16 protein-coding genes and 2 tRNA genes are annotated in these 15,636 nt (G+C 55.4%); 6 read left to right on the top strand and 12 right to left on the bottom strand.

The features are described 5' to 3' along the window. Nucleotides 1-28 precede the first annotated feature (28 nt). The 3 genes from deoB to deoC form a co-directional block, all read right to left on the bottom strand. Nucleotides 29-1,252 carry a phosphopentomutase gene (gene deoB, locus USH94_RS09170; RefSeq protein WP_048991061.1) on the bottom strand — a complete coding sequence of 408 codons (1,224 nt, stop codon included), beginning with the start codon at nt 1,250-1,252 and terminating at the stop codon, nt 29-31. Between the two features lie 53 nt (nt 1,253-1,305). After that, the gene (gene deoA, locus USH94_RS09165; protein WP_111964089.1) at nt 1,306-2,628 is read right to left on the bottom strand and encodes a thymidine phosphorylase; all 1,323 of its coding nucleotides are present in this window, start codon (nt 2,626-2,628) and stop codon (nt 1,306-1,308) included. A gap of 109 nt (nt 2,629-2,737) precedes the next feature. Then, nucleotides 2,738-3,517, bottom strand: coding sequence for a deoxyribose-phosphate aldolase (gene deoC / locus USH94_RS09160; RefSeq protein ID WP_023303054.1), 780 nt, complete (start codon nt 3,515-3,517; stop codon nt 2,738-2,740). Between the two features lie 262 nt (nt 3,518-3,779). On the opposite strand from deoC, the gene USH94_RS09155 reads away from it, so the two are divergent. Together USH94_RS09155 and USH94_RS09150 are read left to right on the top strand one after the other, a co-directional pair. Then, nucleotides 3,780-5,327, top strand: a complete 1,548-nt coding sequence (locus USH94_RS09155; RefSeq protein WP_111964090.1) for a YjjI family glycine radical enzyme — start codon at nt 3,780-3,782, stop codon at nt 5,325-5,327. Then, nucleotides 5,302-6,162 carry a YjjW family glycine radical enzyme activase gene (locus USH94_RS09150; protein WP_111964091.1) on the top strand — a complete coding sequence of 287 codons (861 nt, stop codon included), beginning with the start codon at nt 5,302-5,304 and terminating at the stop codon, nt 6,160-6,162. Before USH94_RS09155 ends, USH94_RS09150 begins: the two co-directional genes overlap by 26 nt. On the opposite strand, the gene USH94_RS09145 is transcribed toward USH94_RS09150, so the two are convergent. From USH94_RS09145 to USH94_RS09110, 8 genes are all read right to left on the bottom strand, one after another. After that, the gene (locus USH94_RS09145) at nt 6,157-6,939 is read right to left on the bottom strand and encodes a TatD family hydrolase (protein ID WP_111964092.1); all 783 of its coding nucleotides are present in this window, start codon (nt 6,937-6,939) and stop codon (nt 6,157-6,159) included. The two genes, USH94_RS09150 and USH94_RS09145, sit on opposite strands and share 6 nt — an antisense overlap. Further along, nucleotides 6,936-7,988: a patatin family protein gene (locus USH94_RS09140; protein ID WP_111964093.1), complete on the bottom strand. Its 1,053-nt coding sequence runs from the start codon at nt 7,986-7,988 to the stop codon at nt 6,936-6,938. The genes USH94_RS09145 and USH94_RS09140 overlap by 4 nt, the downstream gene beginning before the upstream one ends. A gap of 120 nt (nt 7,989-8,108) precedes the next feature. Next, complete coding sequence (locus tag USH94_RS09135; RefSeq protein WP_003856556.1) at nt 8,109-8,270, bottom strand: DUF1328 domain-containing protein; 162 nt, start codon at nt 8,268-8,270, stop codon at nt 8,109-8,111. 127 nt (nt 8,271-8,397) lie between these two features. Then, nucleotides 8,398-9,015, bottom strand: coding sequence for a molecular chaperone OsmY (osmY, locus tag USH94_RS09130; protein ID WP_008502075.1), 618 nt, complete (start codon nt 9,013-9,015; stop codon nt 8,398-8,400). Nucleotides 9,016-9,314: 299 nt separating this feature from the next. After that, nucleotides 9,315-10,904 carry a peptide chain release factor 3 gene (gene prfC / locus USH94_RS09125; protein WP_008502076.1) on the bottom strand — a complete coding sequence of 530 codons (1,590 nt, stop codon included), beginning with the start codon at nt 10,902-10,904 and terminating at the stop codon, nt 9,315-9,317. 91 nt (nt 10,905-10,995) lie between these two features. Next, nucleotides 10,996-11,673, bottom strand: coding sequence for a pyrimidine 5'-nucleotidase (yjjG, locus tag USH94_RS09120; RefSeq protein WP_023310313.1), 678 nt, complete (start codon nt 11,671-11,673; stop codon nt 10,996-10,998). A 19-nt stretch (nt 11,674-11,692) separates the two neighbouring features. Beyond that, entirely contained in the window at nt 11,693-12,136 is a 444-nt protein-coding gene (gene rimI, locus USH94_RS09115) for a ribosomal protein S18-alanine N-acetyltransferase (protein WP_111964094.1), read from the bottom strand. Next, nucleotides 12,105-12,518: a DNA polymerase III subunit psi gene (locus USH94_RS09110; RefSeq protein ID WP_008502079.1), complete on the bottom strand. Its 414-nt coding sequence runs from the start codon at nt 12,516-12,518 to the stop codon at nt 12,105-12,107. Before USH94_RS09110 ends, rimI begins: the two co-directional genes overlap by 32 nt. 102 nt (nt 12,519-12,620) lie before the next feature. Between USH94_RS09110 and rsmC the strand changes: the two genes are divergently transcribed. The 3 genes from rsmC (at nt 12,621) to USH94_RS09095 (ending at nt 14,027) form a co-directional block, all read left to right on the top strand. Continuing rightward, entirely contained in the window at nt 12,621-13,649 is a 1,029-nt protein-coding gene (gene rsmC / locus USH94_RS09105; RefSeq protein ID WP_111964095.1) for a 16S rRNA (guanine(1207)-N(2))-methyltransferase RsmC, read from the top strand. 172 nt (nt 13,650-13,821) lie between these two features. Beyond that, nucleotides 13,822-13,908, top strand: a tRNA-Leu gene (locus USH94_RS09100). A gap of 33 nt (nt 13,909-13,941) precedes the next feature. After that, nucleotides 13,942-14,027, top strand: a tRNA-Leu gene (locus USH94_RS09095). A gap of 41 nt (nt 14,028-14,068) precedes the next feature. Here the strand turns inward: USH94_RS09095 and USH94_RS09090 are convergent. Continuing rightward, on the bottom strand, nt 14,069-14,338 hold the full coding sequence (locus tag USH94_RS09090) for a DUF1435 domain-containing protein (protein WP_181574019.1): 270 nt from the start codon (nt 14,336-14,338) through the stop codon (nt 14,069-14,071). A 215-nt stretch (nt 14,339-14,553) separates the two neighbouring features. Here USH94_RS09090 and USH94_RS09085 point away from each other — a divergent pair, with 215 nt between their 5' ends. Next, nucleotides 14,554-15,618 (top strand): GGDEF domain-containing protein, encoded by a 1,065-nt coding sequence (locus USH94_RS09085; RefSeq protein WP_111964096.1) that lies wholly within the window; start codon nt 14,554-14,556, stop codon nt 15,616-15,618. Nucleotides 15,619-15,636: the final 18 nt, after the last annotated feature.

The following is a 15,636-nucleotide window of genomic DNA, read 5'->3' as shown; positions in this document are numbered from 1 at the left end:
GAGGGCATCAGACCTCACCCTACATGATTCAGAACATGGCCTTGCCATATTCCATGTCAGACGTACCAAAGTATTTGGCGATAGTCTGGCCGATGTCCGCGAAGGTTTCACGGTGCCCCAGCGAGCCCGGCTTCACTTTCGGGCCGTACACCAGCACCGGAATGTGCTCGCGGGTGTGGTCGGTACCGGTCCAGGTTGGGTCACAGCCGTGGTCCGCGGTCAGGATCAGAATGTCATCTTCACCCACCAGCTCCATCAGCTCCGGCAGACGGCGGTCGAACAGCTCAAGACCCGCAGCATAACCCGCGACGTCGCGACGGTGACCCCAGGAGGAGTCGAAGTCCACGAAGTTGGTGAAGACAATGGTCTTGTCGCCCGCTTCTTTCATCTCTTTGATGGTGGCATCGAACAGCGCATCGAGACCGGTCGCTTTGACCTTTTTGGTAATGCCGCAGTTAGCGTAGATATCCGCGATTTTACCCACGGACACCACGTGACCGTCTTTCTCATCGACCAGCTTCTGCAGCACGGTTGGCGCCGGCGGCTCGACGGCCAGGTCGTGACGGTTACCGGTACGCTGGAAGTTACCCGCTTTGTCGCCGATAAACGGACGCGCGATCACGCGCCCAATGTTGTAGCCGCCTTCGGTCAGCTCTTCACGGGCGATTTCGCACAGCTCGTAGAGTTTATCCAGGCCAAACGTCTCTTCGTGGCAGGCAATCTGGAACACGGAGTCAGCAGAAGTGTAGAAAATCGGCTTGCCGGTTTTCATGTGCTCTTCGCCGAGCTGATCCAGAATCACGGTACCGGAAGAGTGGCAGTTGCCGAGGTAACCCGGCAGGTTGGCACGCTTCACCAGCTTATCGAGCAGCTCCTGCGGGAAGCTGTTCTCGTGATCGGAGAAGTAACCCCAGTCGAACAGCACCGGCACACCTGCGATTTCCCAATGGCCAGACGGGGTGTCTTTACCGGAGGAGAGCTCGTGCGCCCAGGCATAGGCGCCCACGACTTCCGCGTTGCCGTCCATACCGGCTGCGATTTTACCGGTAGAGCCTTCATGCGCTTTCACCAGCCCGAGGCGGGTCAGGTTAGGTAGAGTCAGAGGGCCTTTACGACCGTTGTCCGCTTCGCCTTTCGCACAGGCTTCCGCGATGTGACCCATGGTATCGGAACCCACGTCACCAAAACGTTCTGCATCTTCGGTTGCGCCGATGCCGAATGAGTCCAGCACCATAATAAATGCACGTTTCATAATTGTTCTCCGTACGTAGTGCTTCAAAAATTATCGATCAGATCAGTATACCGCTATTCGGTGATACGGCGATAGACAGTCGGTGTGGTTTCCGGTGCTTTATTGTCAAGCGTGATGGCCGCCTTCACCGCTTTTGCCGCTTCCTGCCAGCTGGCTTCGTCTTTGGCGTGGATCACCGCCAGCGGACGTTGACCGTCAACGCTGTCGCCCAGACGGGCCATATCGGTAAAGCCGACGCTGTAATCAATGGTGTCTGACGCCTGACGGCGGCCGCCACCCATCGAGACCACCGCCATACCCAGCGCGCGGGTGTCCATTGCCGAGACAAATCCTTCGCTGTCCGCATACACCGCTTTGCTGAGCGTCGCGGTTGGCAGGTACTTCGCATAGTTTTCGACGAAATCGGTCGGGCCTTTCTGCGCGGCAACCATGCGGCCAAAGATCTCCGCCGCTTTGCCGTTGTCCAGCACCGCCTGCAGTTTTGCGCGGGCGTCAGCGTCGTCTTTGGCGAGCTTGCCGGAGATTAACATCTCAACGCACAGCGCCATGGTGACGTCGAACAGACGCGGGTTACGGTATTCTCCGGTGAGGAACTGGACGGCCTCACGCACTTCGACGGCATTACCGGCGCTGGAGGCCAGCACCTGATTCATGTCGGTGAGCAGTGCGGTGGTGCGCACGCCCGCGCCGTTGGAGACGCCAACGATCGCTTCGGCAAGCTGCGCAGAGAGTTCATAGGTTGGCATAAAGGCGCCGCTGCCCACCTTCACGTCCATCACCAGCGCATCCAGCCCTTCCGCCAGCTTCTTCGCCAGGATAGAGGCGGTGATCAGCGGGATGGAGTCAACGGTCGCGGTGATGTCGCGGGTCGCGTAGAAACGCTTGTCTGCCGGAGCAAGAGAGCTGGTCTGGCCGATAATCGCCACACCAACGTCTTTAATAATGTCGCGGAAGCGGTTGTCGTCCGGGAAGATATCGAAGCCCGGAATAGCTTCCAGTTTGTCGAGCGTACCGCCGGTGTGGCCCAGGCCGCGTCCGGAGATCATCGGGATGTAACCACCACAGGCTGCCACCATTGGGCCGAGCATCAGGGAGGTCACGTCGCCCACGCCGCCGGTGGAGTGTTTATCCACAATCGGGCCATTAAGGTTGAGGCTTTTCCAGTCCAGAACGGTTCCTGAATCTCGCATCGCCATGGTCAGCGACACGCGCTCAGGCATCGACATATCGTGGAAGAAAATGGTCATCGCCAGAGCCGCAATCTGCCCTTCTGAGACGGTGTTATCACGAATGCCGTTGATGAAGAAGCGGATCTCTTCGTCGCTTAATGCATGACCATCACGTTTTTTACGAATAATTTCTTGTGCGAGAAACACGGTAACCTCCATGCGGAATCGGGGGAGTTGTGGCGGGTGGCTTTACGCTTACCCGCCCTACGATCCTGTAGGCCGGATAAGCGAAGCGTCATCCGGCGTTGTATGGCAATCAGTAGCTGCTTGCGCTCTTACCGTCGCCGTGACCCAGCGCTTTCAGCAGGCTGGCCAGCAGGCTGGAGGCACCGAAGCGGTAGTGACGGGAATCGGCCCAGTCGGCGCCAAACAGCTCGTCGGCAATCGCCAGGAACTGCTGCGCGTCTTCCGCGGTACGCACGCCGCCCGCAGGTTTGAAACCAACGGTTTTGGACACGCCCATGTCGCGGATCACTTCCATCATGATGCGCGCGCTTTCCGGGGTCGCATTCACCGGTACTTTACCGGTAGAGGTTTTAATGAAATCCGCACCGGCTTTGATGGAGATTTCAGACGCCTTACGAATCAGCGCCTCTTCTTTAAGCTCGCCGGTTTCGATGATCACTTTCAGCAGCACGTTTGCCGCCGCACACGCGTCTTTACAGGCTTTCACCAGGTCAAAACCGACCTGCTCGTTACCGGCGATCAGCGCGCGGTACGGGAACACTACGTCAACTTCGTCTGCGCCGTAGGCAATCGCCGCGCGGGTCTCTGCCAGCGCAATGTCGATATCGTCGTTGCCGTGCGGGAAGTTAGTCACGGTTGCAATGCGCACGTCCGGGGTGCCCTGCTCTTTCAGCGTCTTACGGGCAATCGGGATAAAGCGCGGGTAGATACAAACGGCTGCGGTATTACCCACTGGCGTTTTCGCCTGATGGCACAGGGCGATGACTTTCTCATTAGTGTCGTCATCGTTCAGGGTGGTCAGGTCCATCAGTTTCAACGCGCGCAGGCTGCTTGCAGTTAAATCGGTCATAACATTCTCCAACGGCAGTGCCGTATAAATTTTACCTTGCGGGTCTGTGAGTATTCTAACATTCACCCGCATCCACACTTCGACATTCATCACAGTTAATGAAAAATGCGTACTAATTTGCATTACTGTAATGAGATCTTCTTCAAACTTTAGTGCGCAAATTGCCGACTAAAGCAGCAATACCCCCTGTGGGATCAAAAGCGCCAACAGGCAGGCTTTCTACAATCCGTTCATCATCCGCAGAACATTCAAGGAAGCGAATATGCCCCACTCCAGCCCCGACGCCCTGCAGCAACGTTGCCAGCAGATTGTGACAAGCCCGGTGTTAACCCCGGAACAAAAACGTCATTTTCTGGCGCTGGAAGCGGAAAACAACCTGCCGTATCCGGCACTCCCTGAAGCTGCGCGCGCCGCGCTGGACGAGGGGTTTATCTGCGACATGTTCGAAGGCCATGCGCCTTACAAACCCCGTTACGTTCTGCCGGATTACGCAAAGTTTCTGGCTAATGGTTCAGAATGGCTTGAGCTGGAAGGGGCAAAAGATCTCGACGATGCCCTCTCGCTGTTAACCATCCTCTACCATCATGTTCCGTCCGTCACATCGATGCCGGTCTATCTCGGTCAGCTTGATGCGTTGCTGCAACCTTATGTTAGAATTCTAACACAAGAAGAGATCGATAGCCGAATAAAACGTTTCTGGCGCTATCTCGACCGTACGCTGCCCGATGCGTTTATGCACGCAAACATCGGGCCTGCTGACGGCCCCATCCCCCGTGCCATTTTGCGGGCCGATGCAGAGCTGAAGCAGGTCGCGCCAAACCTGACCTTTATCTACGATCCGGATATCACCCCGGATGATTTGCTGCTTGAGGTGGCGAAAAACATATGTGAATGCAGCAAACCTCATATTTCTTATGGCCCGGTGAATGATAAAATTTTCACAAAAGGCCGTTACGGCGTGGTGAGCTGTTACAACTCCCTGCCGCTTGCAGGCGGTGGCAGCACCCTGGTGCGCCTTAACCTCAAAGCCATTGCTGAACGCAGCACATCCATTGAAGACTTCTTCACCCGCACGCTCCCGCACTACTGCCAGCAGCAAATGGCCATCATCGATGCACGCTGCGGTTTCCTGTACGAGCAATCTGGCTTCTTTGAGAATAGCTTCCTGGTGAAAGAGGGGCTGATTGATGCCGATCGGTTTGTGCCGATGTTTGGCATGTACGGCCTGGCGGAAGCGGTAAACGCGCTCTGTGAGAAAGCAGGAATAGCGGGACGCTACGGAAAGGATGAACAGGCCAACGCGCTGGGCTATCGCATCAGCGAACAGCTTGCGGCGTTTGTCGAAAACACGCCGGTGAAGCACGCCTGGAAGCAGCGCGCGATGCTTCATGCCCAGTCGGGGATCAGCTCCGATTCGGGTACCACGCCAGGCGCGCGCCTGCCCTACGGCGACGAGCCGGATCCCATCAGCCACCTGCTGGCGGTGGCTCCCCATCACAAGCACTACTCTTCCGGGATAAGCGATATTCTGACGCTGGATGAAACAGTAAAACGCAACCCGCAGGCGGTGGTTCAGCTGTGCCTGGGCGCGTTCAGGGCGGGTATGCGTGAGTTTACCGCCAACGTAGCGGGTAACGATCTGGTGCGCGTAACCGGGTATATGGTGCGGCTATCGGATCTGGAGAAATACCGCGAAGCAGGGTCGAGAACGAACACCACGTGGCTGGGTGAAGAAGCCGCACGTAATACCCGTATTCTGGAACGTCAGCCTCGCGTGATTAGCCATGAACAGCAGATGCGCTTTAGTTAGTCAGGTCATTCCTTTTTCCTGCGTAGACGGGCCGGGCAGCCGCCTGGCACTGTTCCTGCAGGGCTGCAACCTGCGCTGTAAAACCTGCCACAACCCGTGGACGATCGGCCGCTGCAACGACTGCGGGGACTGCGTGCCCCACTGCCCGCACGACGCGCTGATTATGCATGCGGGACGCGTCTGGTGGCAGGAGAGCGACTGCCACCAGTGCGACACCTGCCTGCGCCTGTGCCAGCAGCAGGCAACGCCTATGGCGCACCGCCTGAGCGTGGAGGAGATCCTCGCTCAGGTCCGCAAATCTGCACCGTTTATAGAGGGGATCACCGTAAGCGGTGGAGAAGCCACAACGCAACTGCCGTTTTTAGTAACGCTGTTCACCGCGATCAAAGCCGATCCCGCCCTGCATCATCTGACCTGCCTGGTAGACAGCAACGGCTTGTTAAGCGAAACCGGCTGGCAAAAGCTGCTGCCGGTACTGGATGGCGCGATGCTGGATCTCAAGGCGTGGGGTAACGCGCACCATCGCTTCCTGACCGGGCGCGACAATCCGCAGATCAAGCAGAACATCCGCTGGCTGGCAGATCGTCGCCGTTTGACGGAGCTCCGCCTGCTGGTGATTCCGGGGCAGTGTGACTATCTGGAACACCTCAAGCCGCTGACGACCTTTATCCACGGGCTGGGAAACGTGCCGGTACGCCTCAATGCGTTTCATGCGCACGGCGTGTACGGCGAGGCGGCGTCATGGCGCAGCGCCACGCCCGAGGACGTTGAACCGCTGGCGCGGGCGCTGGAAAAACAGAAGATAACGGTGATCCGCCCGGCGCTTTATCTATAGCGTGATGCCAAATACCGAACGCGTATTTTCCAGCAGCGCATCGGCAATCACCTCTTCCGGCTCCTGACGCAGTTCATACAGGGTGGTGAACACGCGCGCCGCCTGTTCCGGGCGATTCGGCTGTCCCTGAAAACCGTTCAGCGGCATATCCGGCGCGTCAGTTTCCAGCAGAAGCGCCGACAGCGGAAGCTGTGCCATCACGTCACGGGTTTTACTGGCGCGCGGATAGGTGATGGTGCCACCTACACCAATTTTGTAGCCCAGTTCGATAAAACGCTGCGCCTGCTGCAGGCTGCCGGAGAAACCATGCACGACGCCCCTGCGCGGCAGATCGATGCGTTTCAGGTGCATCGCCAGCTTATCGTGCGTGCGTCTTGAGTGGAGGATCACCGGCAGATCGTGGCGCTTCGCCAGCCTGAGCTGCGCGTCGAGGATCGTCTGCTGGCGCTCAAACTGCGGATCCTCGCGATAAAGATCGAGGCCGATCTCACCGATGGCGACAAGCTTGTCGCCTGCGGTCTGCACGATCTCATCAAGCCTCTCAATGTGCTCATCCCGATGCCGCTCAATCACAATCGGATGCAGGCCGAGCGCGGCATAGAGCGCGGAATGCCGCATGGAAAGATCCAGCACGCGGGAAAAATAAGCCGCTTCCACTGAAGGCACAATGATGGCCTGAACGCCTGCCTCGGCCGCTTTCGCAATACTGCGTTCTTCATCCCCCGTAAACGGCGGGAAATCGAAGTGGCAATGGGTATCAATAAAGCGGTACATCACGCCAGATCCTCGTTATCCAGTAAAGCGTCATTCGCCTGCGGAATATCCATAAGCGGCATCGTCAGGGCGTCGTTAGCGACAATCGCAGGCGGCGTAATAATGCGTTTATGGCGATGAAGCGGCGGTTGCTCCGCCAGCATTTTCCCCACCGTCGCCAGGAAGTAGCGTCCGCACAGCCGCCCCGTTTTGTAATCCATGCGCAGCGCAGGGACGCGGCTGCCCAGCGCCATGCTCAGCAGCGGCTTAGGCGGATAAATTTCAAAAATACGCAGCTTACCCGGCGGCTTTTCAATGAATCGCTGCATCGCGCCGTAGGTTGTTTCATGCTGCTTCGCGATGTTCACCAGCGGCTGGAGGCTGCTGTCGCCCAGCCAGCGCTCCATCCGCTTAAACCACTGCGGGGTGTAATACATTTGCGACGGCACGGTACGGATCACCACGATGGTTTTCGCCCCGCGACGGGCGGCTTCCTGCACCGGCACCGCGTCACTGATCCCGCCGTCAAGATAGCTAATACCGTCCAGCAGGGCGCCGGTACGATAAAAGCCGGGGATCGCGCTGGAGGCGCGGATGATGTCCAGCCAGTTCTCCTTTTGAGGAGAAAAATAGCCCGGCGAATAGTCATCGCCCCGGCTGGCGCACATCCAGAATTCTTTGCCGCTATCAAACAGACGCGCGGCGGTGTCCATGGCCAGCGGCATCTGGCTGGAGGTCGACTCCAGCAGCCAGTCGAGATCGATCAGGTTGCCGCCGCGCACAAAGCGCACTGGATTAAAAAATTCTTTCGCCGTGGTATAGCGCATGATGACCTTTCGCGCGTAGCCGGGCTGGTTACAGACATAGGCAGAGAGATTCTGCGCGCCGGCAGAGGTGCCGAAGTAAAGGTCAAACGGGTTGAACTGCGCGCGCATAAATTCATCCAGCACGCCGGCGGTGAAAATGCCGCGCTGTCCGCCACCCTCGCAGACCAGCGCGAGTTGACCTGCGCGAAACGGCTTTAACGTCAGCGGCGCAATATTGCCGAGCGTAACGGGAATTCGTTGCCCCACCTCTGCTTTCCTGTTTTGATTATTTTATAACACCACAGTAACGCACCCGACCTGTTCCGCAAATAAGAAAAAGCCAGTCACAGTGACTGGCTTTATTTTGTTGAAGGAATATTGCGTTTGCTATGGACGTCGACGTCCCGTAAACAGGCTGACCAGGAACAGAATAATACCCACAACGAAGACAATTTTAGCTGCCCATGCCGCTGTACCTGCCAGTCCACCAAAGCCCAATGCGGCGGCAATTAACGCGATAACCAGAAATATAATGCCCCAACGAAACATAAGCTTCTCCTTTACCATAGTTAATGTCGGCCGCTAAACGTGAGCGCTCAGGTCACTCACCGGCGTTTTTCCAGAGTCGTTCTTATTTCGCCCGCTGGTGTTAGCCAGACGGGCGAATGGTCAAGATTTACTTCGTTTTCAGATCGTTTTTAACGCTTTTCACACCGTCAATCGCTTTCGCGATGGACTCGGCACGTTCACTTTGCGCCTGCGAATCTACCGTACCGGAAAGCTGAACCACGCCATCGGTGGTTTCTACTTTCACCTTACGGGACGGCACGATGTCATCCGCTAAAAGTTTAGCTTTGATTTCGCTGGTGGTGGCAGCATCACCGGCATAACCTTTCACCGACGCGTTTTTGCCGTCACGGACGTGCAGCTTATCGCTGACGGAGGCGACACCTTCGACGCCCTTCGCCACTTTTACCGCCTGTTCAGCCTGAGCCTGGCTTTCGACAAAGCCGCTCAGCGTGACCACTTTCTTGTCGGTCTTAACGGAAATGTCGGTGCTCTTAATGGCTTCATCATCCACCAGTGCGGCTTTCACTTTTGCTGTGATTGAGCTGTCATCCATGAAATTGCCGACTTTATTCATAGAGCTATCGATTTTTTGCCCTGCGCTATCGGCCGTGGATTGTGCTTTATCCATGGTGCTGCTTTCCGCCAGGGCGGAGCCGCTCACCAGAACGCTACCCAGAGTTACAGCCAGCAGAGTTTTAGAAATCTTCAGTCTTGTCATATTCATCGATCTATTCCTGTGTTGACCCGTTATTCGGGCTGCATACTTCCTTAGTAGTTTTATATATTGCGAATAAACACGCGGGCAAAATGGATAACCTAAAGTCATGCATTGAACAGTTAATTTATCCACGCCCGGTTTTAAACACTGAGTTAAATATAGATCACTCTCACACAGCCGCTTTCAGAATTGGGCAAAAAACGCGCGAATAGCGTGAAATTGCGTTGAATTAAGAACATTCCGCAAGGGATTAATAAGACAGGAATTAAAGAAGAGCACGGCGGGAGCCGTGCTCAGAGAGGGGATTAGTGCTCGCGGGTTTTACGGAACTGAACGTCAGGGTAACGTTCCTGCGTCAGGTTCAGGTTCACCATCGTTGGCGCGATATAGGTCAGGTTATCGCCGCCATCCAGCGCCAGCTGGACTTCATTCTTACGCTTAAATTCTTCGAATTTCTTCACGTCAGAACACTCAACCCAGCGCGCGGTCGCGACGTTCACCGATTCGTAAATCGCCTCCACGTTGTACTCGCTCTTCAGACGCGCAACGACCACGTCAAACTGCAGCACGCCGACCGCGCCAACAATCAGATCGTTATTCGCGATTGGGCGGAACACCTGCACGGCACCCTCTTCGGAGAGCTGAACCAGGCCTTTCAGCAGCTGTTTCTGCTTAAGCGGATCGCGCAGACGAATACGACGGAACAGTTCTGGCGCGAAGTTCGGAATACCGGTGAACTTCATCATTTCGCCCTGGGTGAAGGTATCACCGATCTGGATGGTGCCGTGGTTGTGCAGCCCAATGATGTCGCCCGGATAGGCCTCTTCAACGTGCGAACGGTCACCCGCCATAAAGGTCAGCGCGTCGGAGATTACAACGTCTTTCCCGATACGCACCTGGCGCAGCTTCATGCCCTTTTCATATTTACCGGACACCACGCGCATAAAGGCCACGCGGTCACGGTGTTTCGGATCCATGTTGGCCTGAATCTTAAACACGAAGCCGGTGAACTTCTCTTCTTTTGCTTCCACTTCACGGGTGTCGGTTTTGCGCGGCATCGGCTGCGGCGCCCACTCCACCAGACCGTCGAGCATGTGGTCAACGCCGAAGTTACCCAGTGCGGTACCGAAGAAGACTGGGGTAATTTCGCCGCTCAGGAACAGCTCTTTGTCGAATTCGTGAGACGCGCCCTTCACCAGCTCCAGCTCGTCGCGCAGCTGCGCGGCCAGCTCTTCGCCAACCGCAGCGTCCAGATCCGGGTTGTCCAGACCTTTAACAATGCGCACTTCCTGAATGGTGTGGCCTTTACCGGTCTGATACAGGTAAGTTTCGTCTTTATAGAGGTGATAAACCCCTTTGAACAGCTTACCGCAGCCAATCGGCCAGGTGATTGGCGCACAGGCGATCTTCAGCTCGTTTTCCACTTCATCCATCAGCTCCATCGGATCGCGGATGTCACGGTCAAGCTTGTTCATAAAGGTGAGGATCGGCGTATCGCGCAGACGGGTGACTTCCATCAGCTTACGGGTCCTGTCTTCTACACCTTTCGCGGCGTCGATCACCATCAGGCAGCAGTCCACCGCCGTCAGGGTACGGTAGGTATCTTCGGAGAAGTCTTCGTGGCCCGGGGTGTCCAGCAGGTTCACCAGGCAGTCGTGATACGGGAACTGCATTACGGAGGTGGTAATCGAAATACCACGCTGTTTTTCCATCTCCATCCAGTCGGATTTTGCATGCTGGCTGGAACCACGGCCTTTAACGGTACCCGCAGTCTGGATCGCCTGTCCGAACAGCAACACCTTCTCGGTGATGGTCGTTTTACCGGCATCCGGGTGAGAGATAATGGCAAAAGTGCGGCGCTTGGCCACCTCTTGCAGATAAGGAGACAACGTCATAATTAAATCTTCTTTTATAAGCACGGCAGCACGCCACGCATCATGGAATATAAAATTGCGGCTATTTTACCCATCAACGGGGGGCAGGCAATCATTGTTTACACAGGAGTTGCTCCAGTTCGTTCAACGACGTCACGGTCCAGGTCGGCTCGATGCCTTCAGGCTTCACGCGGCCATGCGCGTTGAGCCACACGGTCGACAGACCTGACTTCATGCCGCCCAGGATATCTGACTCTGCCGTATCACCCACCATCAGGACGCGATCGCGGTCGGGATTTCCGGCCTGCGCCAGCGCATAATCGAAAATACGCGGATCCGGCTTCGGCACGCCAACCTCTTCCGAGATCACCAGCGCGTCGAAATGATCGCGCAGGCCGGTGCGCTCAAGGCGGATCTGCTGCAGGGCGGTAAAACCGTTGGTGATGATCCCCAGTTTCACCTTGCCTTTCAACGCATTCAGCAGGGAAACCGCACCCGGCAGTGGCGCACAAATATCGGCCATCGCGTTCAGGAACGCATCGTTCAGCGTCCCCGGACTGACCTTTAAGCGTTCCGCCCAGACGTCAAAGCGCTGGTGCTGAAGCTGTAACGCGGTGATGGCACCGTTCTGGTAATCCACCCACAGCGGCTTATTTACCGCCTGATAGTCCTGAAAATCTTCAGCGGTGAAGGTCACGCTATAGTCGAGAAACATCCGCTGCAGGCCGCCGAACGAATCAAACGTAAACAGCGTTTCGTCGGCATCAAAGAAAATCCAGTCCCATTTCATCGTTACAACCTTATATTCGTTATCCAATCGGCAGAGCCATGATAATGGCGTCTTCACGTCCCTCTGCGGTGGGGTAGTAGTTACGGCGGATTGTCGCCTCGTTAAAGCCTAAGCTTTGATAGAGCGCGATGGCGGCGACATTCGACGCGCGCACCTCCAGCCACAGGGTGAAAACGTCACGGGTTTCGAGCTCACGGATGAGGTGCTCAAGCAGTTCTCTTCCCAGCCCACGGCGCTGAAACGCGGGATCAACCGCGATATTAAACAGCGTCGCTTCATCAAGAACAACCTGCGTGATCGCGAAAGCGGCCATGGTGCCGTCAACGTCCAGGCGGTAGTTCAGATACCGTTCGCCCTGATTGCTGGCGAAGGTTTTTTCGCTCCATGGAAACGCATGGGCGCGTGTTTCAATCGCGAACGCTGTGGACAGGTCAGGCGTCGTGAGGGAAGAAATCGTGTTCATATTCACAGATTTGTTGCCATAGCGCGCTGCGCGCTTTTGGGTTGGCTTTCAGTTCGTCCAGCGCTGGCGAGCAGATCTGGCTCCCCTGAAGAGAGATCTCATTTGCCTCTCCGATACGCCAGCTGTTACAGCGGCTATCAGGAGGCAGCATCGCGACACGCTCTGGCGTCAGCGGTAAAACCTGGTCGGCCGTCAGCTTCAGGCTGCGAAGGACATCACCGATCAGGGGGTCATTCAGGGCAGGCAGTTCTTCTGCCACCATCACCAGACGAACGTGCGCCGGGATGGAGATGGCGATTTCGCCCTGCAACGCCGTCGGGCGACGCAAAGCCCACTGGGTAATGCCCAGCTGCTGCAACTGCCAGTCTCGTCGGGATGTCATAGGGAAAACTCCTGTCTCTCAGGCGCGCAAATATAGCAAATGTGTCGAAAGTGCGCCATCTACCTACTATAATCCCCGCCTGAGTTTATTGAGGAACAATTCATGTCTGCATTTACCCCGGCAAGTGAAGTCTTGCTGCGTCACAGTGATGATTTCGAAGAAAGCCGTATTCTGTTTGCCGGAGATATGCAGGATGACCTGCCTGCGCGTTTCGACTGTGCTGAAAGCCGTGCCCATACCCAATACTACCACCACTGGCAGGTGCTGAGCCGCCAGATGGGCGAGCGCGCGCGCTTTAGCCTGGTGGCAGAGCAGAGCGATATTGCCGACTGCGATACGCTGATCTACTACTGGCCGAAGAATAAACCTGAGGCCCAGTTCCAGCTGATGAACCTGCTCTCCCTGCTGCCGGTCGGCTGCGATATTTTCGTGGTCGGTGAAAACCGCAGCGGCGTGCGTAGCGCTGAACAGATGCTGGAAGGCTACGCGCCGTTGAATAAAGTCGACAGCGCTCGCCGCTGTGGTCTGTACCATGGCCGTCTGGAAAAACAGACAACGTTTGATCCCCAGGCTTACTGGGACGAGTACCAGCTTGACGGCCTGACCATCAAAACCCTGCCGGGCGTGTTCAGCCGCGACGCGCTGGATACGGGCAGCAAGCTGTTGCTCTCCACCCTGACGCCGCACACCAAAGGCAAAGTGCTGGACGTGGGATGCGGCGCGGGCGTGCTCTCTACCGTGCTCGCCAGCCATTCACCAAAAGTGCGCTTAACCCTGTGTGACGTGAGCGCTCCGGCGGTAGAAGCCAGCCGCGCAACGCTTGCCGCAAACGGTATTGAAGGCGAGGTGATTGCCAGCAACGTCTTCTCCGACGTCACCGGTCGCTTCGACATGATCATCTCTAACCCGCCGTTCCACGACGGCATGGAGACCAGCCTGGAAGCCGCGCAAACGCTGATCCGTGGCGCGGTCCGTCACCTCAACAGCGGCGGTGAGCTGCGTATTGTCGCGAACGCCTTCCTGGCGTACCCGAAAGTGCTGGACGAAACCTTCGGTTTCCACGAAGTGATCGCCCAGACCGGCCGCTTTAAGGTCTACCGTACCGTGATGACGCGTCAGGCCAAAAAGTAATCTCCACTCATGCAGGCCGGATAAGTGCAAGCACCATCCGGCTCCGCATGGCGTCTGCATCGGCCATTTTTGCAGCAATCAAGGCGTCGCGCGCACTTTTCTGTTGACGTAAAGCTGAAAACATCTAGAATGCGCCTCCGTGGTTACGATACTTTTACAGTATCGATGGTATGCGAAGGTGGCGGAATTGGTAGACGCGCTAGCTTCAGGTGTTAGTGTCCTTACGGATGTGGGGGTTCGAGTCCCCCCCCTCGCACCAACGAGGCGATATCAACAATAGTAAGATGACTGTGCGAAGGTGGCGGAATTGGTAGACGCGCTAGCTTCAGGTGTTAGTGTCCTTAGGATGTGGGGGTTCGAGTCCCCCCCCTCGCACCAATTATCTTACATCCCTTCTGTAGTTCCTCTTCTTTTCCCTGTTATTTCAAGCTCATCAGTATCACCAGAATTCCACTGACCAGTGCTACACATGATGGTAGTAAAACAAAGTGCCGCAGTTGCTTATGCCAGATCATGCCTGACGTGACTAACAGTCCTGACACAATGATCGCTTTCCATGTATCAAGGGAGAGATCGGCAAACATCAACCCGCAGAGAATGGCTCCCGGTAGCAATACCCCCCAACCACTGCCAAGCGCCCTGTTCAACATGCTCTGCCCTCTAAAACCGATAATGATAACCAATATCATATGACACGGATTATCATTTGTCAGCTGAATGAATCAAAATCCATCGTCCTTTACCTTTCCCGTAATGACAGGAATTGCCTAAGGTGATAAATTGCACACCTGTTAACAACATCTAAAGATTTTCTGATAATTACTCTTTGAGTTTTTTTCATATTTTATTGCGATACAGCACCTACTTATTTGTTTTAATTAAATTTTAATAAAAACGCACGACTATGACATCACAATCCTGGCGGTCTTTGGTTCACAGAAAATATCAATTGTCGTTACGTTTATTTTTATTTCTGAACGCAACCTCGGCAGTGTTCTCGGTAACAAATCCGCTCAATTCTGTACGCCTGTTATCAGCCCCACTTATTGCTATTTTCTCCATCAGCACCGGTCTGTTCGTCTGGCACTGGAGAAAGCGCGCGCGGAAGATAAATATTCCTGTTGTTTCAGGGATATTCGGTATTTTGTGGGCCTGGCAAATTGTGTCTAAATTCACCTTAATTACCCACGATCACGCGACGTATTTGTTAATCGCCCTATTAACGGTGCTTTTTATCGGAACGCTGGCATTCGCCAGTAATATCAAAGCCTTTACGCTGCATTCACTGCCTACGTTTATTGTCTGCCTGTGGTTAAGCGATCATGATATATGGCTGAGAATGACCTATTCTTTCGCACTTCCTGTGGTGGCAATTGCTATTCATAACATTTTGCAAACACGTAACGACCGTTTTGCTCAGGAGCTGCTCTCACGTCTTCTGGAAGAGCGAGAAACCCTTACCGATCTCAGCATGATGGACCCGCTTACCGGGCTTTATAATCGTCGCGGTCTGCAAAGCCGTCTGGAGAATCTGCCGACGGTTGAAAATGGCGAGCATTTTGTCCTGCTGATGGATATCGATCACTTCAAAGCCTATAACGACCATTATGGCCATATGATGGGCGACCAGGCGCTGAAGCGTGTCTCTGCGGCAATCCGCGATGCCGTGCGTTCCCGCGATATTGTGGCGCGTTTTGGCGGGGAAGAGTTTATGGTGCTGTTGACTAATATTTCTCTCGAACATGCTCGCCAGACGGCCGAGCGGATCCGTCAGAAAGTCTACGATTTGAAAATCCCGCATCTGTTTAACGAGAGCGTCGCGACAAACGTCACCATCAGCATTGGTATTGCCATTTTCGAGGATGAAGACGTAGAAGGCGCGCTGGAAAAAGCGGACAAAGCCCTCTATGAAGCCAAGCATATGGGGCGCAATAACATTCTGCTGAGTGAAGAGCTGCAGACGGCTTAAACATCACGACGATGTCAC

It is taken from the genome of Enterobacter sp. 148H3 (assembly GCF_034107425.1).
GTDB classification, from domain to species: Bacteria; Pseudomonadota; Gammaproteobacteria; order Enterobacterales; family Enterobacteriaceae; genus Enterobacter; species Enterobacter vonholyi.
The sequence above is the reverse complement of the archived record's forward strand: the minus strand, read 5'-3'. Positions and strand labels throughout refer to the sequence as shown.